Source organism: Paracoccus seriniphilus, from assembly GCF_028553745.1.
Classification (GTDB): Bacteria; Pseudomonadota; Alphaproteobacteria; order Rhodobacterales; family Rhodobacteraceae; genus Paracoccus; species Paracoccus seriniphilus.
This window is the reverse complement of the sequence record NZ_CP067129.1, coordinates 1058420-1083851: the sequence shown is the minus strand read 5'-3', so window position 1 is coordinate 1083851 and position 25432 is coordinate 1058420. Positions and strand designations below refer to the sequence as shown.

The window sequence follows — 25432 nt, the reverse complement described above, 5'->3', positions numbered from 1 at the left end:
GGTTCACCTCACCAACGTGCCGGTGCGCCGAATGCGGCGCTGAAGTTGCAAGATGCCGTAGAGCAGCGCCTCGGCTGTCGGCGGGCAGCCCGGAACATAGATATCGACGGGAACGACGCGGTCACAGCCCCGGACAACCGAATAGCTGTAGTGATAGTAACCGCCGCCATTGGCGCAGCTGCCCATGCTGATGACATAGCGCGGCTCGGGCATCTGGTCATAGACCTTGCGCAGGGCCGGGGCCATCTTGTTGGTCAGCGTGCCGGCCACGATCATCAGGTCCGACTGGCGCGGAGACGCGCGCGGTGCGGTCCCGAAACGTTCCAGGTCATAGCGCGGCATCGAAACCTGCATCATTTCGACGGCGCAGCAGGCCAGACCAAAGGTCATCCAGTGCAGCGAGCCGTTGCGCGCCCAGTTGATGATGTCCTCGGTCGTGGTCAGCAGGAAACCCTTGTCCTGCAATTCCGCGTTCAGCGCCTTGGTCGCAAATTCACGATCCGCGCCTGCGGTATTGGCACCGGTCATCACGCCCATTCCAGCGCCCCCTTCTTCCATTCATAGGCAAAGCCTACCGTCAGCACGCCCAGAAAGACCATCATCGACCAGAAGGCCACATCTGAAAGCCCGGCAAAGCTGGTTGCCCAGGGAAACAGGAAGGCGACTTCCAGATCGAAGATGATGAACAGAATCGAGACCAGGTAGAACCTGACATCGAATTTCATCCGCGCATCGTCAAAGGCGTTGAAACCGCACTCATATGCGCTGACTTTTTCTGGATCCGGGTTGCGGACCGCGACAATCACAGCCGCCAGCATCAGCACCAGCGCAAGCGCCGAAGCCATCGCTGCGAAGACCAGAACGGGCAGATATTCCTGCAACAGAGTTTCCACGGGCAAGTTCCCCTTGTGGGCCGCGGGGAAACTTGGCTTCCCGCGACGGGTTGGCTGCGGTCGGTTTAGACCCGACCGGCAGCGGGGTCAACGGGCGGAGACCGCAGGAAATGGAACGAAGCGAAGGGATTTTGACAAGTTATTCCATTTTTTGCGCCGATCAGGATAGCGCCAACAGGCCCGGAAGGCATATCACAAAGCAAAGCGCCGCCGGTTCCAGACCGGCGGCGCTGAGTTTTCGGGCAGCTCCGAAACCGAATCCTAGTCGAATTCGATCATCAAATCCTTGGCATCGACCTGCGCGCCTGGCGTGACATGGATGGCCTTGATGGTGCCATCGCGATCGGCGTGGATGCCGGTCTCCATCTTCATCGCCTCGATGGTCAGCAGCATGTCGCCCTGCTTGACCGCCTGCCCCTGGGTCACCGCGACCGAAGCGACCACGCCCGGCATCGGGGCGCCAAGCTGTGCGGAATTGGCGGGATCGGCCTTGGGCCGTGCAGCCGTTGCCGCGGTCACCTTGCGGTTGGGGACGCGAATCGAGCGCGGCTGGCCGTTCAGTTCGAAGAACACCTTGACCTCGCCGGCCTCGTCGGTCTCGCCCACGGCCTGCAGCAGGATTTCCAGCTTCTTGCCCGGGTCGATCTCGGCCGTGATCTCCTGCCCCGGCTCCATTCCATAAAAGAAATTGCGGGTCGGCAGCGTCCGGACCGGACCATAGGTGCGGTGACGGCCCATGTAGTCAAGGAAGACCTTGGGATACATCAGATAGCCGTTCAGATCCTCGTCATCGACCTCGCGACCTTCCAGCAGTGCCGAGAGTTCGGCGCGCTTGGCCTCGAGATCGACCGGCTCCAGATGCGCACCGGGACGGTCGGTGATCGGCGCCTCGCCCTTGAGCACCTTCTTCTGCAGGGCTTCGGGCCAGCCTCCGGGGGGCTGCCCCAGATTGCCGTGCATCATGTCGACCACCGAATCGGGGAAGCTGACATCAACCTGCGGATCCAGAACCTGTTCCGGGGTCAGGTTCTGCGCGACCATCATCAGCGCCATGTCCCCGACAACCTTGGACGAGGGCGTGACCTTCACGATATCGCCAAACATCTGGTTCACGTCAGCATAGGCCTGCGCGACCTCGTGCCAGCGATCCTCAAGCCCCATCGAGCGGGCCTGCGATTTCAGGTTGGTGAACTGGCCGCCCGGCATTTCGTGCAGATAGACCTCGGACGCGGGCGACTGCAGGCCCGATTCAAAGGCCGCATAGCTTTCGCGCACGCGCTCCCAGTAATTGCTGATCGACCGGATCGCCGCGACATCCAGCCCGGTGTCGCGATCGGTCTGGGCCAGGGCTTCGACAACACTGCCAAGGGTCGGCTGGCTGGTATTGCCCGACAGCGCATCCATGGCGCAATCGACCGCATCGACGCCCGCTTCGGCCGCCGCCAGGATCGTGGCCCCGCCCATGCCGCTGGTGTCATGGGTGTGGAAATGGATCGGCAGACCGACCTCTTCCTTCAGCGTCCTGATCAGAACCCGCGCGGCAGCAGGTTTCAGCAGACCGGCCATGTCCTTCAGGCCCAGGACATGCGCACCGGCAGCCTTCAACTCCTGCGCCATGTTCACATAGTATTTCAGGTCATATTTGGACCGGTTCGGGTCCAGCATATTGCCGGTGTAGCAGACCGTGCCTTCGCAGATCTTGCCCGATTCGATCACCGCATCCATGGCGACGCGCATGTTCTCGACCCAGTTCAGACTGTCAAAGACCCGGAACACGTCCACGCCGGTTTCCGCGGCCTGCTTGACGAAGAACTGCACCACATTGTCGGGATAATTCGTATAGCCCACGCCGTTGCTGGCACGCAGCAACATCTGCGTCATCAGGTTCGGCATGGCCTGACGAATGTCGCGCAACCGCTGCCAGGGGCATTCCTGCAGGAAGCGATAGGCCACGTCAAAGGTTGCCCCGCCCCAGCATTCGACGCTGAACAATTGCGGCAGGTTGGCGGCATAGCTGGGTGCCACGCGGATCATGTCGATCGAGCGCATCCGCGTCGCCAGCAGCGACTGATGCCCGTCCCGCATGGTCGTATCGGTGATCAGCAGCTGCTTTTGCGCAGCCATCCAGTCTGCCACGGCCTGCGCGCCCTGCTCTTCCAGCAATTGCCGTGTACCGGGTGCCGGATCGGCCTTGGGCGCGGGGGGCACCGGAGCGCGCAACTGCGCAGGTGGCAAGGCCCGGCCAGCCGTCTCGGGATGTCCGTTGACGCTGATATCGGCCAGATAGGTCAGGATCTTGGTCGCACGGTCGCGACGCTTCTTGAAGGTGAACAGCTCGGGCGTCGTGTCGATGAATTTCGTCGTATAGCTGTCATCCAGGAAGGTCGGATGCTTCAGCAGGTTGATGACGAAATCGATATTCGTGCTGACACCCCGCACCCGGAATTCGCGCAGGGCGCGATCCATCCGCTTGATCGCCTGATCGGGCGTCTGCGCCCATGCCGTCACCTTGACCAGCAGCGAATCGTAATAGCGCGTGATCACACCGCCCGCATAGGCCGTGCCGCCATCCAGGCGAATCCCCATGCCGGTGGCACTGCGATAGGCAGTGATGCGACCGTAATCGGGAATGAAGTTGTTCTGCGGATCCTCGGTCGTCACGCGACACTGCAGCGCATGACCCGACAGGGTCACCTCGTCCTGCGAGGCCGCCCCCGTGGCCTCGGCCAGGGTCGCGCCTTCGGCGATCTTGATCTGGGCCTGCACGATGTCGATGCCGGTCACCTCTTCGGTGACGGTATGTTCGACCTGCACGCGCGGGTTCACCTCGATGAAGTAGAACTGCTGCGTGTCCATATCCATCAGGAATTCGACGGTGCCGGCACATTCATAGCCGACCGCCTGCCCGATCTTCAGCGCCAGCGCACAGACCTCGGCACGCTGTTCTTCGCTCAGATAGGGCGCCGGGGCGCGCTCGACGACCTTCTGGTTGCGCCGCTGCACGGTGCAGTCACGTTCATACAGGTGATACAATCCGCCATGGGTGTCACCCAGCAGCTGCACCTCGACGTGGCGGGCACGCAGGATCATCTTTTCCAGATAACCTTCGCCGTTGCCGAATGCGGCCTCGGCTTCGCGGCGACCCTCGCGGACCTTCTCGATCAGCTCTTCGGGGTTATTGATCGGTCGCATGCCGCGTCCGCCACCGCCCCAGCTGGCCTTCAGCATCAGCGGATAGCCGACTTCGGCGGCCTCGCGCTTGATGGCCTCGAAATCCTCGCCCAGCACCTCGGTCGCGGGAATGACCGGCACGCCGGCCTCGATCGCGACGCGGCGCGCGCTGGCCTTGTCACCCAGCGACCGCATGGTTTCGGCCTTGGGACCGATGAAGGTGATGCCGGCCTCGGTGCAGGCATCGACGAAATCGGGGTTTTCGGACAGCAGCCCGTAACCGGGGTGAATCGCGTCGGCGCCGCTTTCCTTGGCAACCCGGATGATCTCGGGAATCGACAGATAGGCCGCGACCGGACCAAGCCCCTCGCCAATGCGATATGCCTCGTCTGCCTTGAAGCGATGCAGCCCCAGCTTGTCCTCTTCGGCATAGACCGCAACCGTTCGCTTGCCCAGTTCGTTTGCCGCACGCAGCACACGGATCGCGATCTCGCCGCGGTTCGCCACAAGAATTTTTTGAAACATCCCGGCCCCTCTTCTCGGTTTGCGGCATCCTAGCGATGCCGCAACGCAGCGCAAGCTTTTGCAATGCAGATGTTTGCAAAACCCGCATTTGTTGCACGAAATGAGTTTGAAACATTGCCTGCCCCGGCGTCCGCTGCCCCGACTTGCACAACAGTTCTGCTTATGTTCCTATCGCGCCGGTTGCTTTTTCACGCGGCCTGCCTATGTGATGCCCTTGGTCGGAAAAGGCTCGGACATGGAACAGAAGTTCATCGAGGTTCGTGGCGCACGCGAACATAATCTGAAAAGCGTGGACATGGACATTCCGCGCGACCAGCTGGTTGTCATCACCGGCCTGTCGGGCAGCGGCAAGTCGTCACTGGCCTTCGACACGGTCTATGCCGAGGGTCAGCGGCGCTATGTCGAAAGCCTGTCGGCCTATGCGCGACAGTTTCTGGACATGATGGGCAAGCCGGACATGGACCACATCAGTGGTCTGTCCCCGGCCATCAGCATCGAACAGAAGACCACCTCGAAGAACCCGCGCTCGACCGTGGGAACCGTGACCGAGATCTACGACTATCTGCGCCTGCTGTTCGCGCGCGCCGGAACGCCCTTCAGCCCCGCCACCGGTCTGCCCATCGAAGCCCAGCAGGTGCAGGACATGGTGGACCGGATCATGGCCATGGAAGAAGGCACCCGCGCCTATCTGCTGGCGCCGATCGTTCGCGACCGCAAGGGCGAATACAAGAAAGAGTTCCTGGAACTGCGCAAGCAGGGTTTCCAGCGCGTCAAGGTCAATGGCACTTTCCACGATCTGGACGAACCGCCGGTGCTGGACAAGAAATTCCGCCAGAATATCGACGTGGTGGTGGACCGGATCGTCGTGCGCGAAGGGCTGGAGACCCGGCTGGCCGATTCACTGCGCACGGCGCTGGATCTGGCGGATGGAATCGCCATTCTGGAAACCGCCCCGCCCGAAGGCGAACCCGAGCGGCTGACCTTCTCGGAAAATTTCGCCTGCCCGGTCAGCGGCTTCACGATTCCCGAAATCGAGCCACGGCTGTTTTCCTTCAATGCGCCCTTCGGCGCCTGCCCGGCCTGTGACGGCCTTGGGGTCGAGTTGTTCTTCGACGAACGGCTGGTCGTGCCCGACAGTTCGCTGTCGATTGCCAAGGGGGCCATCCTGCCCTGGGCCAAGTCGAAATCTGCCTATCTGACCCAGACAGTCAATGCGCTGGCCAAACACTACGGCTTCGACAAGAAGACCCCCTGGCGGGATCTGCCCGAGAATATCCAGCGTCTGTTTCTCTATGGATCGGGGGATGAGCAGATCATGTTCCGCTTTGACGATGCCGGGCGGATCTATGAAATCAGCCGGGTCTTCGAAGGCGTGATTCCGAACATGCAGCGGCGCCTGCGCGAATCCGACAGCCAATGGGTGCGCGACGAATTCGAGCGCTATCAGAACAACCGCCCCTGCGGCACCTGTAACGGCTATCGCCTGAAACCCGAGGCCCTCGCCGTCAAGATTGCCGGGTTCCACATCGGCCAGGTGGTCGAACTGTCGATTCAGGAAGCTCTGGACTGGATCGAGGCCGCGCCCCGGCATCTCAGTGCGCAGAAGAACGAGATCGCCCGCGCCATCCTCAAGGAAATCCGCGAAAGGCTGGGTTTTCTGGTCAATGTCGGACTGAACTATCTGACCCTTTCACGCGCGGCCGGCACCCTGTCGGGCGGCGAAAGCCAGCGGATCCGCCTGGCCAGCCAGATCGGCAGCGGGTTGACCGGCGTGCTGTATGTGCTGGACGAGCCCTCGATCGGCCTGCACCAGCGTGACAACGACCGGCTGCTGACGACGCTGAAGAATCTGCGCGATCAGGGCAATTCCGTCCTGGTCGTCGAACATGACGAGGACGCGATCCGCCATGCAGATTACGTGTTCGACATGGGCCCCGGAGCGGGCGTCCATGGCGGCACCGTGGTCAGTCACGGCACGCCCGAGCAGATCGCCGCCGATCCCGCCAGCCTCACCGGGCAGTATCTTTCCGGCGCACGCGAAATCGCCGTCCCGACAGAGCGGCGCAAGGGCAATGGCAAGAAGGTCACGGTGGTTGATGCCACCGGAAACAACCTGAAGAATGTGACCGCTGAATTCCCTCTGGGAAAATTCATCTGCGTTTCGGGCGTATCGGGGGGCGGCAAATCGACCCTGACCATCGAAACGCTGTTCAAGACCGCGTCGATGCGCCTGAACGGCGCGCGCCAGACCCCCGCCCCCTGCGAGACGATCAAGGGGCTGGAGCATCTGGACAAGGTCATCGACATCGACCAGCGCCCCATCGGGCGGACTCCACGTTCGAATCCGGCCACATATACCGGGGCCTTCACGCCGATCCGCGACTGGTTCGCCGGTCTGCCCGAGTCCCGGGCGCGCGGCTACAAGCCCGGACGTTTCAGCTTCAACGTCAAGGGCGGGCGCTGCGAGGCCTGCCAGGGCGATGGTGTCATCAAGATCGAGATGCACTTCCTGCCCGACGTCTATGTCGAATGTGAAACCTGCAAGGGCAAACGCTATAACCGCGAAACGCTGGAGGTCACCTTCAAGGGAAAATCCATCGCCGATGTGCTGGACATGACGGTCGAGGATGCGCAGCAGTTCTTTTCGGCCGTGCCTGCGATCCGTGAAAAGATGGACGCGCTGATGAAGGTCGGGCTGGGCTATATCAAGGTCGGCCAGCAGGCAACGACGCTGTCGGGCGGCGAAGCACAGCGGGTCAAGCTGTCCAAGGAACTGTCGCGCCGCTCGACGGGCCGAACGCTGTATATCCTGGATGAGCCGACGACCGGCCTGCATTTCGAGGATGTGCGCAAGTTGCTGGAAGTGCTGCACAGTCTTGTGGATCAGGGCAATACGGTCGTGGTGATCGAACACAATCTTGATGTCATCAAGACCGCCGACTGGATCATAGACATCGGCCCCGAGGGCGGTGATGGCGGCGGGCTGATTGTCGCCACCGGCACCCCCGAAGCCGTGGCCGAGGTCGAGGCCAGTCATACCGGCCGCTATCTGGGACCGATGCTCGAACAGTCGCGCATCCGGGCGGCGGAATAATGTCTCCGGTGGCATGGCAGCGGATCGAAGGCGCTGCCATGTGCGTGGCGGCGATTCCGCTGGCCGCCATGACCCAGCCGGGCTGGCCGCTTTGGGTCTGGCCGCTGGCGCTGCTTGCGCCGGATCTGTCGATGCTGGGATATCTTGCCGGGCCGCGCATCGGGGCCGCGATCTACAATCTGTTCCATCTTTATGCGGGGGGCATGCTGCTGGCTCTGATCGGGCTGCTGGTCGGGCAACCCGCCCTGATCGCCGTCGGTGCCTTCTGGCTGACGCATGTCGGGGCAGATCGGGCGCTGGGATTCGGATTGAAATATGAAATCGGATTCAGGACCACCCATCTGGGCGGGAAAGACCCGGCCTCGGGTCAGGAATTTTCTCAAAAAAAATAATGAAAAACATATACTTAACCATGAACATCCGAAAAAATCATATCCGGGTGCATTTTTCCTCTTGCGCACCCCCGCGCCCTCCCTTAAATCACCGCTCACCGAAGGCGATACGGTAACACGGAACGCCAGAGGGAACGGATGCGGGCGTAGCTCAGGGGTAGAGCATAACCTTGCCAAGGTTAGGGTCGTGAGTTCGAATCTCATCGCCCGCTCCAATTTAAAAAAGGCCGAACCTTCGTGGTTCGGCCTTTTTTGATGTCGCAATGCGGCCGTTGTGCTATCCTTTGGGAACACAATCAGAAATGGCAGCCCCGACCCGAGTCAAGCAATGAATTCGTCATGAAAACGCTTTGGTCAGGCCGAGGCAACCGGCGGGCACCCAATCATCGTGAACCTACACACCTGACGCGCGCCCACCTTTGCCCGTCAGGTACAATCTAAAAGCAGGGCTGGGTTGAAGCTAGCACCCAACTTGACATTGTAAAACATGTACAAAAGATCATGATTCATGACAAAGAAGGGACCACATCACCACGGAAACCTGCAGGAAGCCCTGATCGACGCCGGCCTGGCGTTGCTGCGCGAATCCGGGCAAACAGGCCTGACGCTGCGCAAGGCGGCGGCGCGCGCCGGCGTGTCACATGCCGCACCAGCGCATCATTTCAATGGCTTGAGCGGGTTGCGCAATGCCATCGCCCGGCGTGGTTTCGAAATGCTGCTGGAAAGCCTGCGCGCCGCAGAGCGGGAAAACGGCAATGATTCCCAGCCAGATCCCTTCAAGCGCCTGACGGTCAGGCTGCAGGCCTATCTGAAATTCTGCGATGAGAACGAGCCGCTGTTTCGGCTGATGTTCGCCGAGGCCACCCATGCGGACCCGGAACTGAAACGGATCGCCATGGATTGCTATCGGATCCTGCACAAGAGCTGTCGTCCCTTTACCAATGGCCGCAACACGCTGGAGGTCGAACACGCCGTATGGACGATGGCGCATGGTTATGCGGTCATGAGGATGAACAATCCCCGCCCGAACGCGCCGGCACCCACCCCTCCTTTCGAGAACCTGCTGCGATTGCTTTTGCTTCCGCCGGATCCGGATCGCTGATCCATGCCGATGCTGCAACGCAGCACTTGTGCGAAACCGTCCTGTTCATGTAGGTAGGCTTCCACGCCGGGAGGGCGGGGAGGACCAGTATATGCAGATCTGCCGCAGCAAACAGGCGATCCGGGACTGTGTTGGGCAATGGCGCCACCAGGGACGACCTGTCGCCCTGGTCGCCACGATGGGTGCGTTGCACGAGGGGCATCTGCAACTGCTGACGCGCGCGCGCGCCTGGCTGGATGAGCGCGGAGGCGGTCATATCGTCACCTCGATCTTCGTCAATCCGACCCAGTTCGATCAGGCCGCCGACCTGATTCACTATCCCCGCGACGAGGCCAACGACCTGCGTCTGCTGGATCAGGCCGGATGCGACGCCGCATTCCTGCCCACCGTCGATGAAATCTATCGCCCCGGCGCGCAATCCGTGGTCGAGGTCACCGGCCTGTCGAAGATGCTGATCGGACGGCTGCGGCCCGGTCATTTCCGTGGCATGACGACCATTGTCACCAAGCTGTTCAACATCGTCGGCCCCGATGTCGCCGCCTTTGGCGAAAAGGACTACCAGCAACTGACGATCGTGCGGCAGATGGTTGCAGACCTGGACATGCCGGTAGAGATCCTTGGCGTGCCGACCGTGCGCGAAGCTGACGGGCTGGCCATGTCATCGCGCAACCGTCGGCTGACACCCGAAGATCGCAAGGCGGCCACCGTCCTCAACAGAGCGCTGGATCGCGGACAGGAGATGGTCGAACAGGGCTGTGGCCTGACGGCACTTCGGGGCGAGTTGCGCCGTATCCTGCAGAGCGAGCCGCGCGCGACGATCGGCTCCATTGATATTCGCGACGCGCAGAACCTGTCCCGCATCACCCGCATCGACCGTTCCATCGTCATGTTGCTGGCCGTTCGTTTCGGCGATGTGCTGCTGATCGATCAGCGCACCGCCTGCCCCTGAGCAAGAGGTTCCCATGTCCGCACAAGCCCCCGTCAAGCGCTTCACCGCCCCCCAGATCGCAGCCCGCAAGAATGGCACGCCCATCGTCTCGCTGACCGCCTATACGGCTCCCATGGCCGCGATGATCGACCCGCATGCGGAACTGATCCTTGTCGGAGACAGCCTTGGCATGGTGGTGCACGGCCTGCCCTCGACCATTGGCGTCACGATGGAGATGATGATCCTGCATGGCCAGGCCGTCATGCGCGGTTCCAGCCGGGCCATGGTGGTGATCGACATGCCCTTTGGCAGCTATGAGGAAAGCCCCCAGCAGGCCTTTCACAATGCCGCGCGCATCATGCAGGAAACCGGATGCGGCGCGGTCAAGCTGGAGGGCGGTGCCCGCATGGCCGAAACCGTGGCTTTCCTGACCCGGCGCGGCATTCCGGTGATGGGACATGTCGGCCTGACCCCACAGGCCACCCATGTCATGGGTGGTTTCAAGACACAGGGCCGCGACCATGACAGTTGGCCGATGCATATAGAAGACGCCAAGAGCATTGCCGCCGCAGGGGCATTCTGTGTGGTTGTCGAGGGCGTGCTTGCCGAACTGGCCGACCGGATCACCGATGCGATCGACGTGCCCACCATCGGCATCGGCGCCTCGGCACGTTGTGACGGCCAGATCCTGGTGCTGGATGACATGCTGGGCATGTCGGGCCGGGTGCCCCGTTTCGTCCGCAAGTTCGGAAATGCCGGCGAGGATTGCGCCAGGGCCATTGCGGAATATGCCGCAGCCGTGCGTGATCGCAGCTTTCCGGCCGAGGAACAGACCTACCGCTAGGCGGCGTGGTCGACGCCCTGCGCACTGCCTGAAGCCCCAAGAGCATCCGGCTCTCCCGCATTCAGGCTTGCGCTGCGCATCAGGCCGGACAGAAGCAGCGGCACCAGCAGCAGCCCGCCCAACCCAAGATAGATGAACGAGAAACTCATCCGTTCGGCCAGATACCCGATACTGCCGGGCGCAAGCAATATGCCCGAATAGCCCATCACGGTCACGATCGACAGGCCGACCCCATGGGCCATGCCGGGCAGGTTCCCGGCGGCGGATATGACGATGGGAACCAGATTCGCGATACCGATCCCGGCCAGGCCAAACCCCGCGATCGCGCCAAGCGGGCCTGATGCGCTGCCCGCCACGACCAGCCCGCAAATTGCGACGATCGCGCTGACGCGCATCATGCCGACCGCGCCGAAACGCTGGCGCAGCATGTCCCCGACGAATCGGACGATGGCCATGGTCGCGGCACATGCGGCAAAGGCCCAACCGGCCAGCGCCAGAGAGGCCCCCAATTCGCGTTGCAGATAGACGGTGCCCCAGTCCAGAATCGCGCCTTCGGGCACCATGCAGCACAGGGCCACGAATCCCAGAACATAGGGCAGCGGATCACGCGGCAATCTGACGGGTGGCCGCTGGACATCGCTCGCAGGCCTGTCCGCCTGTGTGCGTGGCAGCGCCAATGCCAGAATCGCCAGGAACAGCACCGTGATCAGCACGGCATGCGCGACCTCGCCCCATGCCGCCAGGACCACGCCGCCCAGCCCCGAGCCGATGACCCCGCCAAGGCTCCAGAAACCGTGGCAGGACGACATGATCGCGCGGCAACGCGCCCTTTCAAAGGCGACGGCATTGGCATTCATCGCGATATCCATGCCGCCCAGAAGGCCACCGAACAGAAAGACCGAGATCGCAACCCCGACCAGCCCCGGGGCCATTGTGATCAGCAGCAGCGTCGGAGCCGCCAGCAGACCGGCAAGGCAAACTGCGCGGCGCGATCCGACTCGCGCCGTCATCGCCCCGAAAACAGGCATGATTACCAGCGAACCAAGCCCAAGACACAGGACGACCAGCCCCGCAGTGCCTTCGGAAATCTCCAGACGATGGATCAGCACGGCCAGTTTCGGGGCCCAGCTGCCGATCATCAACCCATTGGCAAGAAACAGCGCCGACACGGCCGCGCGCTCTGCCCCGATCCGCATGACCATCAGGAACCTCATTTGTTCATCTGCCTGACAGGGCGGATAGCGCCCGCAGCAGCCGTTACAACATGCTGGGCACGACCAGATCGGGCGGACGATGTCCGTCTGCAAAGGTCTTGATGTTGATGATGACCTTCTCGCCCATTTCGGCGCGACCTTCGACCGTGGCAGACCCCATATGCGGCAGCAGCACCACATTGGGCAGTTCGCGCAGACGCGGATTGATTTCATGCCCGTGTTCAAAGACGTCCAGTCCGGCACCGGCGATTTCCCCGGCGCGCAGCATCCGGGTCAGCGCATTCTCGTCGATGACCTCGCCACGCGAGGTATTCACGACCACGGCGGTGGGCTTCAGCAGCTTCAGCCGCCGGGCATTCAGCAGATGGAAGGTTGACGGCGTATGGGGCGCATTGACGCTGATCACGTCCATGCGGCTCAGCATCTGGTCAAGGCTTTCCCAATAGGTGGCCTGCAGTTCGTCCTCGACCTCGGGGCGCAGCCGCCGCCGGTTGTGGTAATGGACCTGCATGCCAAAGACCGCCGCACGACGCGCCACGGCCTGGCCGATGCGACCCATGCCCAGGATGCCCAGCCGCCGCCCGCCGACGCGCCCGCCCAGATGCGAGGTCGGTGACCAGCCGCCCCAGCGCCCGGCCTGCATTTCGGCAAGCCCTTCGGGAATGCGCCGCGTGACCGCCAGAATCAGCGCCATGGTCATGTCGGCAGTATCCTCGGTGACGACTCCGGGCGTGTTTGACACCAGAATGCCGCGCTGGCGCGCCGTGGTGACATCGATATGGTCGACCCCGGCACCGAAATTCGCGATCAGCTTCAGCCTGTCGCCCGCCTGCGCAAGCATCGAGGCGTCGATATGATCCGTGACCGTTGGCACCAGGACATCACTGCCCTGCATCGCGGCGATCAATTCTTCGCGCGTCATCTTGCTGTCGTCTTCGCGCAACGCGACATCGAACAGCTCTTTCATGCGCGTCTCGACCGGCTCGGGCAGGCGGCGCGTCACGGAGACACGCAATTTCTGACGCGTGGGATGAATGCTGTGCATGGAAACCTCACTTTCTCGAAGTCGTGTCGGCGCCGACCTTCCATTGCATGACGGCTTTTGGCAAACTGCCCGCGTTGCGGGGCAGGCACAAGACCCCTCCGGTCCCGATTTCACCTTGCCTTGGCAAGGGGGCATCACCGACCGGATCAAACGGCAACACGGATGCGAACAGACCCGGACACGGGCAAGCAGGAACAGGCATGACATGAATACTACCGCTTCCCGGGATTGTCGCCACGCGGTCGGAAGAATGCTCTTGGCGGGCGCCATCATGCTGGGAATCGCCCTGCCAGCCACCGCCGGCAGCGGCGGCAACGCCCCACCCGGCATGGCAAATGGCACCGCCGTCATCCGCGTTCAGGCAGCCCCGGCGCAGCAACAGCGCGGGCCGGTCACGAATCTGCCCCTGCCCCGCTATGTCAGCCTGAAGGGCAGCGAGGGCAATGCCCGCCGCGGCCCCAGCCTGTCCCATCGCATCGACTGGGTGTTCCGCCACGCAGGCATGCCGCTGCGTGTGGTGGCCGAATTCGGTCACTGGCGCCGGGTCGAGGACAAGGACGGAGCCGGGGGCTGGGTGCATTACGCGCTGTTGTCCGGTGTGCGCACCGCCGTCGTCACCGAGGATATGGTCGCCTTGCGCAGCCGCCCGCATCAGGATGCAGATATCGTCGCCCGCGCCGAATCAGGGGCCATCGTGCGTCTGGGCGAATGCAAACCCGACTGGTGCCGCATCACCGGTGGCGGCCAGCGCGGCTGGGTGATGAAGACATCGCTCTGGGGCGTCGACCCCGACGAAATCCGCGAATAAGCGGCGGCCGGTTCACGGCCGCCACAGGGAATCAGGCCAGCCCGCGCCCCTTCAGCAAGGCATCGACGCCGGGCATTCTTTCGCGAAAGGCCAGCCACAGCTCTTCGGCCGGGGCCGAGCCGCCGCGCGAAAGGATCGTCTCTTCCAGACGCCGCGCCGTGGCCGGATCGAAGATATTGCCGCTTTCCTCGAAGGCGGCGAAGGCATCGGCATCCATCACCTCGGACCACATATAGCTGTAATAGCCGCTGGCATAGCTGTCGCCGGCAAAGACATGCGCGAAATGGGGCGAGGCATGGCGCATCGGAATCGCGGCTGGCGCGCCCAGAGATTCCAGAACTTCGCCCTGTCGCGCCATGATGTCACGCGGTGGCGTGCCGCGATGGAAGGCCAGATCGACCAGCGCGCTTTCCAGATATTCGGTGGTGGCAAAACCGGCATCGGCATTTCCCGCCGCGATCAGCCGGTCGCGCAGATCAGCAGGCAATGCCTCGCCGGTCTGGAAATGGCGTGCATGGCGGTCCAGAACCTCGGGCTGTTCCAGCCAATGTTCGTAAAGCTGGCTGGGCAGTTCGACGAAATCCTGCGCGACCGAGGTGCCCGAAATCGACGGCCAGTCCACATCCGACAGGATGTGATGCGTGGCGTGACCAAATTCGTGAAACAGGGTCCGCGCATCATCCCATGACAGGAAAGCTGGCGCTCCGGGCTGTTCGGGCGGGGTGAAATTGCAGACGTTGACCACGATTGCGCGCTGTCCGGCACCGATCTTGTGTTGTTTCTGCAGAGAGGAACACCAGGCACCCGAGCGTTTTCCCGGACGCGCGAAATAGTCGCCCACGAAGATCGCCATCAGGCGACCTGCGCGCGTGACCCGCCATGCCCGCACATCCGGCGCCCAAAGCGGTGCCTCGATCGCCGTGAAATCCAGATCATACAGCCGTTTGGCCACATCGAAGACCGCCCCCACCATGGCCTCCAGCCCCAGATAGGGCTTGACCTGCGAGGCGTCGAAATCATGTTCGCGCTGGCGCAGGCGCTGTGCATAGAAACGCCAGTCCCATGCCTCCAACGGACCATTCACCCCGTCCTCATGCAGCATCGCGGTCAGTTTTTCTTCATCTTCGCGCGCACGCGCGACGGCAGCCTGCCAGACCTGGCCCAGCAAGGCCTCGACATTATCGGCCTTGCCCGCCATTTCGGGAGCCAGCTTGTATTCCGCAAAATCGGCATAGCCCAGCAGCTGCGCACGCTCGTGGCGCAGCGCCAGGATTTCGGCGGCGACGGGCAGATTGTTGCTATCCTCGCCCCCGGCGCCATTACCGGTTCCCCGTGCCGTCCAGGCCTTGAACATCACTTCACGCAGCGCCCGGTCCTCGGCATGCTCCAGAAACGGCACGATCAACGAACGGTTCAGTGTCATGACCAGACCGCTGCGCCCGCGTTCCGCCGCCGCGGCGCGCATGGCGCGCAGCAGCCAGTCGGGCAGACCCTTCAGCTGATCTTCCGAAACCGGCAGGACAAAGTCGCGCTCATCCGTCAGGACGTTCTGGGTGAATTCGGTCGTCAGAACCGCCATCCGGCTGCGAATCTGCGCCATGCGGTCGCGCGCCTCTCCGGTCAGCCCGGCACCGGCGCGGGTCATGTCGCGCAGCGCAAGTTCGGTAATGCGGCGATCCTGTGGCGGCAGGGCATCCATGCCTTCGGCCACTTGCTTCACCCGTGCAAACAGACGCGGATCCATGCTGGTCTTGCTGCCATAGGCCGCCAGCCGGGGCGCGAAATCGCGTTGCAGGGCCTGACGCGCCGGATTCGAATCAACGCCCGCAAGCGTGTAGAACACCGACAGCAGGCGGTTCAGCCCCTGTTCGGCGGTCTCCATTGCCGCAATGGTGTTATCGAATGTCGCGGGCGCGGGATTGCCGACAATCGCCTCATGCGCAGCTTCGGCGGCGGCCAGCTCGAGTTCGAACGCCGGTGCAAAATCCTCATCGGCAATCAGATCAAAGCGCGGCAACCCCTCGGGACCGGTCCAGCAGGTCAGTTCGGAATTCATGGGCGTCTCCTGTATTTGGGGAATACCTAGGACGCCAGGCAACCGGTTTCCAGTAGAGCGTCAGCCGCAGACGGCACAATCCTTGCGCCGCGTCACCGAGATCGTCCGATTCTCGCCATAGAGGCCGTCAAACAGCATCAGCCGCCCGCGCAGATCCTGCCCCGCGCCGGTCAACAGCTTGATCGCTTCCAATGCCATCAGGCTGCCCAGCACGCCGGGCAGCGCCCCGACCACGCCCGCCTCGGCACAGGCCGGTGCCAGCCCGGCAGCCGGTTCCTGCGGAAACAGGCAGGACAGGCATGGCCCGCCGCGCGCCGGATCATACAGCGTCAACTGCCCTTCCCATTGCGTGATCGAACCCGCCAGCAGGGGCACACCCGCGGCGACACAGGCCGCATTCACCTGCTGTCTCGAGGCAAAGCTGTCGGTGCCGTCAATCACCAGGTCATGCCCGGCAATCAGATCGACATCCTCGGCGGTAACGCGACGGTTCAGCGGGGTGACGGCAATATGGGGATTCAGGGCGGTCATGGCACCGGCGGCTGCAGAGGCCTTGGCCTCGCCGCGCTGGTCGCTTCGAAAGATGACCTGGCGTTGCAGATTGGACAGGCTGACCTGATCATCATCAGCGACGGTGATATGCCCGACCCCTGCCCCGGCAAGATAGAGGCAGACCGGCGCGCCCAAACCGCCTGCACCGACGATCAGCACCCGCGCCTGACGCAGGCGCATCTGCCCCGGCCCGCCGATCTCGCGCAGGACCAGATGGCGGGCATAGCGGTCAAGCTCGGCATCCGACAGGCCTTCATCGTCATGCCGGACGGTCGCCTGCACCGGCTGGATCGCATGGGCCCGCAACCGACCCAGCATGGCGCGATAGCCAAGGACAAGCGCGACGATACCGCCCCCGACCAGCCAGTGCACCGCGCTACCGCCGACCATCTGCGCCGCTGCGATGTCGGGCAGCAGGGCCAGCAGCAGGACAATTCCGGCCCAAAGCAGGAACAGCATCGCCAGAACGATCCGGCCCGGCAGGCGCAGGACCAACCCCAGCGCCCCCAGCCCGCCCAGCAACCACAGTCCCGGCATCATCTGGCTCCGGTCGAACCGAAGCCGCCGACGCCACGCCCGGTCTGATCCAGATCCTCGACAGGACGGAATTCTGCCTGGGGCGCCGGGGCAACAACCATCTGCGCGATCCGGTCGCCATGGGCGATATGAACCTCGGTCTCGCCCAGATTGATCAGGATCACCCCAAGCGGGCCGCGATAGTCGCTGTCGATCGTGCCCGGGCTGTTTGCCAGCGTAACCCCCTGCTTCAGGGCCAGGCCCGAACGGGGACGCAACTGCACCTCCCAACCTTGCGGAATCTGCAAGGCCAGCCCCGTGGGGACAAGGGCACGCTTGCCGGGGGCAAGGCTTATCCCGGCGCGATCCTCGGGGGCGAAATTCGCGCGCAGATCCGCACCCGCAGCCCCTGCTGTCTGATAGACCGGCAAACCAAGATCGCGATCCGCCGTCTCAAGCCATTTAATCCCGATACTGGGTGATTGCATGTCAGTTGCCCCTTTCATTGCAAAGGCCGCGCGGCAATGCCGGCGCGGCCTGATATCATCGTTCTGTCACCGGATGTCAGCGTGGCGCGATCATCATGATCATCTGCCGGCCTTCCATCTTGGGCATGGACTCGATCTTGCCGGCTTCGCCGACATCGTCTCGCACCCGATTAAGCAATTCGAAACCAAGATCCTGGTGCGCCATTTCGCGGCCACGGAACCGCAGCGTGACCTTGACCTTGTCCCCTCCTTCGAGGAATTTCATCACATTGCGCATCTTGACATCATAGTCATGGGTGTCGGTTCCGGGACGGAACTTCACTTCCTTGATCTCGATGACCTTCTGCTTCCGGCGGGCCTCGGCCTCGCGTTTCTGCTGTTCATATTTGAACTTGCCGAGGTCCATGACCTTACAGACCGGCGGGGCCGCGTTCGGTGAGATTTCGACCAGGTCCAGCCCGGAATCCCTTGCCATCTCAAGTCCGACCGAAGGCGGCACAACGCCGACATTCTCTCCGTCGGGGCCAATCAGGCGGATTTCGGCGACACGTATGCGTTCATTGACGCGGGGGCCGGTGTCACGGGTGGGCGGTGCGTTATGCGGTCGGCGGGCTATGGCGTTGCTCCTTATATGGCCATGGCTGGAATGTGGGGAAAATAGTCGCGACCACCGCCCGTTTCAACCGAATAACAGCCTGTCGGATGCGCTTTCGACAGGTTTTGGCACCTGATCGCGACGGATATGGGATCAAGTCGGCCTTTTCGGCGTTTTGTGGCTGTGCCATAACGCATTCTGCGTCGGAGCCCCTGCATCTGAAAGGATGATCAAACCATGCGCAAGCTTTCCCTGATTATCGTGATTCTGGCGTCCACCGCGGCCGCATGGTGGTGGGCACAAGGTTCCGATTCGCGCCCCGAGGATGAAACCGCCGCCGTGCCCGACACGGCCGCCGGTGAGGCCGCCGAACTGGCCGAAAGCGCTGCGGCTGATAGCCAGCAGGCCGCCGAGGCCGTCACCGATGCCACGCCGACCGAAGACCCGGCGACCAAGGCGGACGCGGCGGCAGATGCTGCCGCGGATGCGGCGGCCATCGCCGCAGATGCCGCCGCCGAAGCGGTTCGCGCCTCGGAAGACAGCGGCATCGCCCAGGCCGACAAGGCCGCGACCGAGGCCGAAGCCGCTGCCGAGGCCGCGCTTGACGCGGCAAGTCGCGCCGCCGAAGCCGCCGCCCCGCAAGCCGACAGCGATGCCGAAACGACAGCACAGGCCGCCCGGGACGCGGCCGAGGCAGCAGCCGTGGCCGCGGATGCGACTGCGGTGGCCGCCCGGATCGAGGATGCCCTGACGCCCGAAGGTTTCGACGCCGACAAGGTTTCGGCAATCATCCGTGACGCGGATATTTCTGAGGTTCAGAAGGCCACGCTGCAGCGGCTGATCGACACGGCAGCGGCCAATCCCGATCTGCTGCGCGCGGCGCTGGAACAGGTAAAGGCCGTCATGAAATGAGTTCTGCCCCGATGCATCTGCAAGAGTTCCTGGCCCGCAAACCGGCATCGATCCAGCGCGGCCCCCTGGCCATCATCCTGATCGAGGATGACGTCGTGGTTCAGGAAACGCTTCAACACCACCTGAAGGCCGGTTTCCGCCACATACTGGCCCTGTCGCCCGAAGCCATCACCCTGCCCGAGGAAGCCGAGGGCCGCATCACCAATGTCATGTGGAACACGCGCCAGCCTGCCTCGCATGTTCAGGCGGTCAATGCCGTCAATGACGCCGTTCCCGCAGGCACATGGATCTATTACGGCTTCAATGCCGAATTCCTGTTCTACCCCTTTTCGGAAACCCGCCGCATCGGCGAGATGCTGACCTTCCACACCGAGGAACGCCGGGATGCGATGCTGACCTATGTGGTGGATCTTTACGCGGCGGACCTCTCGGCCCATCCCAACGCGGTCTGTCTTGAGGACGCAATGTTCGACCGCAGCGGCTATTACGCCCTGGCCCGGCAGGACAACAAGGGTCATGCCAAGGAGCGGCAACTGAATTTCCATGGCGGCCTGCGCTGGCGGTTCGAGGAATTCCTGCCCCCCGACCGGCGCCGCATTGACCGCATCGCCCTGTTCCGCGCCGCCAAGGGTCTGCGCGTCACCGCCGATCACCGATTCAACATCGAGGAATACAATACCTTTTCCTGCCCATGGCATCACAACCTGACGGCGGCCATCGCGTCCTTTCGCGTCGCCAAGGCCCTGACCACCAACCCCGGATCGCGTGACGAGATTTCGAGTTTTGCCTGGCGCAGCTCTCACAGGTTCGAATGGAATGCCCGGCAGCTGATGGACCTGGGCCTGATGGAACCGGGACAGTGGTTCTAGCACCGTTTCCGGCGTCGTCCCGCGCTGGACCACCCGGCGGATCGCTTTGACTTGCACCGGCTTCACTGCGAATGATAGATGGAACCTCGAACTTGTTAAGTTTACGATTTAGACCCACTTTGGCCTAGCGCCACACGAAAGGCTTGATGCATGGCAATGTCCCAAACCAGCTTTGATCGCGACGATCTGCTTGCCTGTGCGCGGGGCGAGCTGTTTGGCCAGGGCAATGCCCAATTGCCCGAACCGCCCATGCTGATGATGGATCGCATCACCGATATCTCGGAAGATCGCGGCCCCCATGGCAAGGGCCATGTCGTGGCGGAATTCGACATCAATCCGGACCTGTGGTTCTTCGGATGCCATTTCCCCGGCAACCCGATCATGCCCGGCTGCCTTGGTCTTGACGGCCTGTGGCAGCTGACCGGCTTCAACCTGGGCTGGCGCGGCTGGGAAGGCCGCGGTTACGCATTGGGTGTCGGCGAGGTCAAGCTGACCGGAATGGTGCGCCCCGACCGCAAGATGCTGCGCTATTTCGTAGATTTCACCAAGGCCGTGCAGACCCGCCGCCTGACCATGGGTGTCGCGGATGGACGTGTCGAGGCAGATGGCGAAGTCATCTACCAGGTCAAGGACATGAAAGTCGCCCTGTCGACCAGCTGATCACTCAAGAGGAGGCCCCCATGCGACGCGTCGTCATCACCGGGCTCGGTATCGTATCCCCCATTGGCAATAATGCCGATGAGGTCACTGAAAGCCTGCGCACCGGCCGCTCGGGCATTGTTGCAGCACCTGAATATGCCGAACATGGCTTTCGCAGCCAGGTGCACGGCATGCCTCAGATCGTGCTGGAAGACCACATCGACAAGCGCAACCTGCGCTTCATGGGACCGGGCGCGGCCTATAACTTCATCGCCATGGAACAGGCGGTCAAGGACAGCGGGCTGGAGGAAAGCGATGTCTCCAACCCCCGCAGCGGCCTGATCATGGGATCGGGCGGACCATCCACCTCGAACTTCTTTGACGCCCATCAGATCGTCATCGAAAAGGGCGCGCCCAAACGCATGGGCCCCTTCATGGTCACGCGCTGCATGTCATCGACCAATTCCGCCTGTCTTGCGACCCCGTTCAAGATCAAGGGCGTCAACTACTCGATCACCTCGGCCTGCGCGACCAGCGCGCATTGCATCGGCAATGGCGTCGAACAGATCCAGATGGGCAAGCAGGACATCGTCTTCGCCGGCGGCGGCGAGGAACTGGACTGGACCCTGTCCTGCCTGTTCGATGCCATGGGCGCGATGTCGTCGAAATACAACGACACGCCCGAAACCGCATCCCGTCCCTATGACGCGACCCGCGACGGTTTCGTGATCGCAGGCGGGGGCGGTGTCGTCGTTCTGGAAGAACTGGAACATGCCAAGGCGCGTGGCGCCAAGATCTATGCCGAGGTCACCGGCTATGGTGCAACTTCGGACGGCCATGACATGGTGGCGCCCTCCGGCGAGGGGGGCGAACGCGCGATGCGCCTGGCCATCAGCACCCTGCCCGAGGGCCGCAAGGTCAGCTATATCAATGCGCATGGCACATCGACCCCGGTCGGTGACCTGGGCGAACTGAAGGCCGTGCGCCGCATCTTTGGCGAAGGGTCCACCCCGCCGGTCAGCTCGACCAAGTCGCTGACCGGTCACAGCCTTGGCGCAACCGGTGTGCATGAGGCGATCTATTCGCTGCTGATGTTGCAAAATGACTTCATTGCAGCATCTGCAAATGTGCAGACACTGGACCCCGAGATCAACCCGGGTGAAATTGCGACGACCCGGGTGGACGATGCAGGGCTGGATTCGGTTCTGTCCAACAGCTTCGGCTTTGGCGGCACCAACGCATCCCTGTTGATGTCGAAGTTCCTGGAATAAGAAAAGTCAACGACGAGAAGGACCTAACATGGGCGATCTTCTGAAGGGCAAGCGCGGGCTTGTGATGGGGGTCGCCAATGAGCGGTCCATTGCATGGGGCATTGCCAAAGCCGCCGCCGCCGAAGGTGCCGAACTGGCGTTCAGCTATCAGGGCGAGGCCTTTGGCAAGCGCGTCATCCCGCTGGCGGAAAGCGTCGGATCGGATTTTCTTCTTGATGTCGATGTGACCGACGACGCCTCTCTGGATCTGGCCTTCGAGCAGATCCAGCAGCGTTGGGGCAAGCTGGATTTCGTCATCCACGCCATCGCCTATTCCAACAAGGAAGAGCTGACCGGCCGTTTCGTGAACACCAGCCGTTCGAATTTCAAGCACAGCCTGGAAATCTCGTGCTATTCGCTGATCGAGGTCGCACGTCGCGCCCATCCGCTGATGGAAGCAGGCGGCAGCATCATCACCCTGACCTATGGCGGCTCGAACCGGGTCACGCCGTTCTATAACGTCATGGGCGTGGCCAAGGCGGCACTGGAAGCCTCGGTCCGCTATCTGGCCAATGATCTTGGCCCCGACGGCATCCGCGTCAACGCCATCTCGCCCGGTCCGATGAAGACGCTGGCCGGTGCGGCCATTGGCGGCGCACGCAAGACCTTCCGCCACACCGAGGCCAATGCCCCGCTGCGGGCCAATGCCACGCTGGAGGCGATTGGTGGCACCGCAGTCTGGCTGTTGTCGGACTGGGGCGGCTGCACCACCGGCGAGATCGTGACCGTGGATGGCGGCTATCACGTTCTGGGCATGCCTCAGAGTGAAAACCTGTGATCTATGTCTTTGACGCATACGGCACCCTGTTCGATGTCGACGGAGCCGCGCGCCAGGCCGCAGAAACCGATGCCGCGCTGAAGGATATCTGGGCGGCATTGTCGGCGGACTGGCGGCGCAAGCAACTGGAATACAGCTGGTTGCGCGCCATCACCGGCGATCACGCCGATTTCTGGCAGGTCACATCCGAGGCCCTGGACTGGGCCGCCGAGCGCCATGGCGCCACGGCCGATCAGGCTGCCCGTCTGCTGGAGTTGTATCGTGAGTTGCCCGCCTACCCCGAAGTGCCCGAGGTCCTGGACCGGCTGCGCGCCAAGGGGGCCAGAACGGCGATCTTCTCCAATGGTTCGCCACAGATGCTGGCCGATGCTGCCCAAAGCGCCGGAATCGGCGACCGGCTGGATGCGCTGCTTTCGGTCGAGACAGTCGGTCGCTTCAAACCCGCCGAGGAAAGCTATCGGATCGTGACCGATCACTTCGACTGCGCGCCCGAACAGATCAATTTCGTGTCCTCAAATGGCTGGGACATCTACGGCGCCACCCGTTTTGGCTTTGTGACCAATTGGGTCAACCGTTCGAGACTGCCAACAGACCGCCTGCCCCAACGTCCGGTCCGGATTCTAGCCGACCTGAAAGGCCTGCAATGACCCGCTATTTCACCACCGCCGACGGCGCGAAACTGGCCTATTCCGACGAAGGCACCGGACTTCCCGTGCTCTGCCTGGCAGGGCTGACCCGGAACATGGCCGATTTCGACTATGTCGCGCCGCAGATGAAAGATGTGCGGATGATCCGGATGGATTATCGCGGGCGCGGACAGTCGGATCATACCGGCAGCGCCACCTATACGGTCCCGCAGGAAGGCAAGGACGCCATCGCGCTTCTGGACCATCTGGGCATCGAGAAGGCCGCGATTCTGGGAACCTCTCGCGGCGGGTTGATCGGCCTGCTGCTGGCGGCGATGGCGCATGACCGGATGCTGGGCCTGTGCCTGAATGACGTCGGCCCCGAGATCGAGCAAGCCGGGCTGCAGCGCATTTTCGACTATATCGGCCGCGCACCGGCCGCGCCGACCTATGACGCCCTGGCAGAGCGCCTGCCTGCTGCCATGCCGGGTTTCGCCAATGTCCCCGAGGGACGTTGGCGCGCGGATGCCGAAAAGCACTATGAGCAGACCGATGACGGGCTGAAACTGCGCTATGACCCCAGCCTGCGCGAGGCCTTTCTGGCCGCCTTCGAGGGCGAGGCACCGGATCTGTGGCCCCTGTGGGATGCCACCGCAGACATGCCCGTCGCATTGATCCGTGGCGCCAATTCCGATCTGTTGTCGCCCGAGGTCGCCGCCAGAATGCAGGCACGCCGCCCTGACATGATCTTTGCCGAGGTCCCCGACCGCGCACATATTCCCTGGCTGGACGAACCCGAGGCGCAACCCGCGATCCGGGACTGGCTGCAGCAATGCCAGACCCGTTTCACCGGTTGAGCGGCGATCCGACGCGACCGCTTGGCAAATCATTGACAAGGTGGCTCTCGCGTCGATGATTGGATTGCGGACAAACTGCGTCAGACGAAAGGCATCGCGATGAGCATTTTCGACATTTTCGGTGGCGAGTTCATCGACATCATCGAATGGACCGATGACACGCGCGACACGATGGTCTGGCGCTTTGAAACCGTCGGCCATGCGATCAAATACGGTGCCAAGCTGACCGTCCGCGAAGGTCAGGCCGCGGTCTTTGTCCATGAAGGGCAATTGGCCGATGTCTTTGGGCCCGGTCTCTATCTGCTGGAAACCAACAACCTGCCTGTCCTGACCCGGCTGCAGCACTGGGACCACGGCTTTCGCAGCCCCTTCAAGTCGGAAATCTATTTCGTCAACACGACGCGGTTCAACAACCAGAAATGGGGCACCAAGAATCCCATCATCGCCCGCGATCCCGAATTCGGCCCGGTCCGGCTGCGCGCCTATGGAACCTATTCCATGCGGGTCAGTGATCCGGCACGCTTCATGGGGGAAATTGTCGGGACCGATGGCGAATTCACCAGCGACGAAATCAGCTTTCAGATCCGCAATGTCATCGTGCAGGAGTTTTCGCGCATGATCGCCGGCTCGGGCATTCCGGTGCTGGACATGGCGGCCAATACCGACCAGCTGGGCAAGATGGTCGCCAAGGCCATCGAGCCGGTGATCGCGGCCTATGGCGTCGCGATTCCGGAATTCTACATCGAGAATATCAGCCTGCCCCAGGCCGTCGAGCAGATGCTGGACAAGCGCACATCGATGGGCATCATCGGCGATCTCGACCGCTTCAGCCAATATGCCGCCAGCGAGGCGGCGCTGAATGCCAGCCAGAACCAGGGCGGCGCCGGGGCCGGGATGGGCGCGGCCATGGGGGCCGCCATGGGCATGGGCCTGACGCGCGGCCCCTGGGGGGGCGCTGCGCAACAACAGGCCGCACCGGCACCAGTGGCACCGCCGCCACTGCCGGGAAAGCAGGTGGAAACCGTCTGGCATGTCGCCCGCGACGGCAAGGCCGATGGCCCCTACGGGCGCGGGCATCTGGGTCGGTTGGCGGCAAAGGGGGAATTCACGCGCGATACGCTTGTCTGGACACCGGGTCAGGATGGCTGGCTGCCTGCCGACGATGTTCCGGAACTGGCACAGCTGTTCACGATGATGCCGCCGCCCCTGCCGCGCTGA

At 62.8% G+C, this 25432-nt stretch carries 23 protein-coding genes and 1 tRNA gene; 15 read left to right on the top strand and 9 right to left on the bottom strand.

The annotated features are described in order from the left end of the window. Positions 1 to 3: 3 nt before the first annotated feature. The 3 genes from JHW44_RS05325 to JHW44_RS05315 form a co-directional block, all read right to left on the bottom strand. A complete protein-coding gene (locus tag JHW44_RS05325) occupies positions 4 to 537 on the bottom strand; it encodes a NuoB/complex I 20 kDa subunit family protein (RefSeq protein WP_272850303.1) in 534 nt (177 codons plus the stop codon). Then, a complete protein-coding gene (locus JHW44_RS05320; RefSeq protein WP_089343295.1) occupies positions 528 to 893 on the bottom strand; it encodes an NADH-quinone oxidoreductase subunit A in 366 nt (121 codons plus the stop codon). Before JHW44_RS05320 ends, JHW44_RS05325 begins: the two co-directional genes overlap by 10 nt. Before the next feature lie 261 nt (positions 894 to 1154). Further along, positions 1155 to 4589 (bottom strand): pyruvate carboxylase, encoded by a 3435-nt coding sequence (locus JHW44_RS05315; RefSeq protein WP_089343072.1) that lies wholly within the window; start codon positions 4587 to 4589, stop codon positions 1155 to 1157. Positions 4590 to 4824: 235 nt separating this feature from the next. Between JHW44_RS05315 and uvrA the strand changes: the two genes are divergently transcribed. The 6 genes from uvrA (at position 4825) to panB (ending at position 10949) form a co-directional block, all read left to right on the top strand. After that, positions 4825 to 7683: an excinuclease ABC subunit UvrA gene (gene uvrA / locus JHW44_RS05310; RefSeq protein ID WP_089343073.1), complete on the top strand. Its 2859-nt coding sequence runs from the start codon at positions 4825 to 4827 to the stop codon at positions 7681 to 7683. Continuing rightward, on the top strand, positions 7683 to 8075 hold the full coding sequence (locus JHW44_RS05305) for a DUF4260 domain-containing protein (protein ID WP_089343074.1): 393 nt from the start codon (positions 7683 to 7685) through the stop codon (positions 8073 to 8075). The genes uvrA and JHW44_RS05305 overlap by 1 nt, the downstream gene beginning before the upstream one ends. Positions 8076 to 8215: 140 nt before the next feature. Beyond that, positions 8216 to 8290 (top strand) — tRNA-Gly (locus tag JHW44_RS05300). 293 nt (positions 8291 to 8583) lie between these two features. Next, complete coding sequence (locus JHW44_RS05295) at positions 8584 to 9177, top strand: TetR/AcrR family transcriptional regulator (protein ID WP_089343075.1); 594 nt, start codon at positions 8584 to 8586, stop codon at positions 9175 to 9177. Between the two features lie 91 nt (positions 9178 to 9268). Beyond that, the gene (panC, locus tag JHW44_RS05290; RefSeq protein WP_089343076.1) at positions 9269 to 10126 is read left to right on the top strand and encodes a pantoate--beta-alanine ligase; all 858 of its coding nucleotides are present in this window, start codon (positions 9269 to 9271) and stop codon (positions 10124 to 10126) included. Positions 10127 to 10139: 13 nt separating this feature from the next. Continuing rightward, positions 10140 to 10949: a 3-methyl-2-oxobutanoate hydroxymethyltransferase gene (gene panB, locus JHW44_RS05285; RefSeq protein WP_089343077.1), complete on the top strand. Its 810-nt coding sequence runs from the start codon at positions 10140 to 10142 to the stop codon at positions 10947 to 10949. Here the strand turns inward: panB and JHW44_RS05280 are convergent. Then, complete coding sequence (locus tag JHW44_RS05280; RefSeq protein WP_272850302.1) at positions 10946 to 12163, bottom strand: MFS transporter; 1218 nt, start codon at positions 12161 to 12163, stop codon at positions 10946 to 10948. The two genes, panB and JHW44_RS05280, sit on opposite strands and share 4 nt — an antisense overlap. A 43-nt stretch (positions 12164 to 12206) precedes the next feature. Further along, entirely contained in the window at positions 12207 to 13208 is a 1002-nt protein-coding gene (locus tag JHW44_RS05275; RefSeq protein ID WP_089343078.1) for a 2-hydroxyacid dehydrogenase, read from the bottom strand. Positions 13209 to 13413: 205 nt separating this feature from the next. Here JHW44_RS05275 and JHW44_RS05270 point away from each other — a divergent pair, with 205 nt between their 5' ends. Continuing rightward, positions 13414 to 14016 carry an SH3 domain-containing protein gene (locus JHW44_RS05270; RefSeq protein WP_089343297.1) on the top strand — a complete coding sequence of 201 codons (603 nt, stop codon included), beginning with the start codon at positions 13414 to 13416 and terminating at the stop codon, positions 14014 to 14016. 31 nt (positions 14017 to 14047) lie between these two features. Here the strand turns inward: JHW44_RS05270 and JHW44_RS05265 are convergent, their stop codons facing one another. From JHW44_RS05265 to infC, 4 genes are all read right to left on the bottom strand, one after another. After that, positions 14048 to 16072, bottom strand: a complete 2025-nt coding sequence (locus JHW44_RS05265) for a M3 family metallopeptidase (protein ID WP_089343079.1) — start codon at positions 16070 to 16072, stop codon at positions 14048 to 14050. 60 nt (positions 16073 to 16132) lie between these two features. After that, on the bottom strand, positions 16133 to 17164 hold the full coding sequence (locus JHW44_RS05260; protein ID WP_089343080.1) for a HesA/MoeB/ThiF family protein: 1032 nt from the start codon (positions 17162 to 17164) through the stop codon (positions 16133 to 16135). Continuing rightward, positions 17161 to 17628: a dUTP diphosphatase gene (gene dut / locus JHW44_RS05255; RefSeq protein WP_089343081.1), complete on the bottom strand. Its 468-nt coding sequence runs from the start codon at positions 17626 to 17628 to the stop codon at positions 17161 to 17163. The genes JHW44_RS05260 and dut overlap by 4 nt, the downstream gene beginning before the upstream one ends. A gap of 76 nt (positions 17629 to 17704) precedes the next feature. Next, positions 17705 to 18157 (bottom strand): translation initiation factor IF-3, encoded by a 453-nt coding sequence (gene infC, locus JHW44_RS05250; protein WP_245846848.1) that lies wholly within the window; start codon positions 18155 to 18157, stop codon positions 17705 to 17707. A gap of 303 nt (positions 18158 to 18460) precedes the next feature. Here infC and JHW44_RS05245 point away from each other — a divergent pair, with 303 nt between their 5' ends. The 8 genes from JHW44_RS05245 (at position 18461) to JHW44_RS05210 (ending at position 25432) form a co-directional block, all read left to right on the top strand. After that, entirely contained in the window at positions 18461 to 19135 is a 675-nt protein-coding gene (locus JHW44_RS05245) for a hypothetical protein (RefSeq protein ID WP_179217635.1), read from the top strand. Next, positions 19132 to 20004: a glycosyltransferase family 2 protein gene (locus tag JHW44_RS05240; RefSeq protein WP_245846826.1), complete on the top strand. Its 873-nt coding sequence runs from the start codon at positions 19132 to 19134 to the stop codon at positions 20002 to 20004. Before JHW44_RS05245 ends, JHW44_RS05240 begins: the two co-directional genes overlap by 4 nt. Positions 20005 to 20154: 150 nt before the next feature. Beyond that, on the top strand, positions 20155 to 20664 hold the full coding sequence (gene fabA / locus JHW44_RS05235) for a bifunctional 3-hydroxydecanoyl-ACP dehydratase/trans-2-decenoyl-ACP isomerase (RefSeq protein WP_089343084.1): 510 nt from the start codon (positions 20155 to 20157) through the stop codon (positions 20662 to 20664). Between the two features lie 20 nt (positions 20665 to 20684). Further along, the gene (fabB, locus tag JHW44_RS05230) at positions 20685 to 21914 is read left to right on the top strand and encodes a beta-ketoacyl-ACP synthase I (protein ID WP_089343085.1); all 1230 of its coding nucleotides are present in this window, start codon (positions 20685 to 20687) and stop codon (positions 21912 to 21914) included. A gap of 28 nt (positions 21915 to 21942) precedes the next feature. Then, on the top strand, positions 21943 to 22731 hold the full coding sequence (locus JHW44_RS05225) for an enoyl-ACP reductase FabI (RefSeq protein ID WP_089343086.1): 789 nt from the start codon (positions 21943 to 21945) through the stop codon (positions 22729 to 22731). Beyond that, on the top strand, positions 22728 to 23378 hold the full coding sequence (locus JHW44_RS05220) for a haloacid dehalogenase type II (protein ID WP_089343087.1): 651 nt from the start codon (positions 22728 to 22730) through the stop codon (positions 23376 to 23378). The genes JHW44_RS05225 and JHW44_RS05220 overlap by 4 nt, the downstream gene beginning before the upstream one ends. Next, positions 23375 to 24214, top strand: coding sequence for an alpha/beta fold hydrolase (locus tag JHW44_RS05215; RefSeq protein ID WP_089343088.1), 840 nt, complete (start codon positions 23375 to 23377; stop codon positions 24212 to 24214). The genes JHW44_RS05220 and JHW44_RS05215 overlap by 4 nt, the downstream gene beginning before the upstream one ends. 99 nt (positions 24215 to 24313) lie before the next feature. Further along, entirely contained in the window at positions 24314 to 25432 is a 1119-nt protein-coding gene (locus tag JHW44_RS05210; protein WP_089343089.1) for an SPFH domain-containing protein, read from the top strand.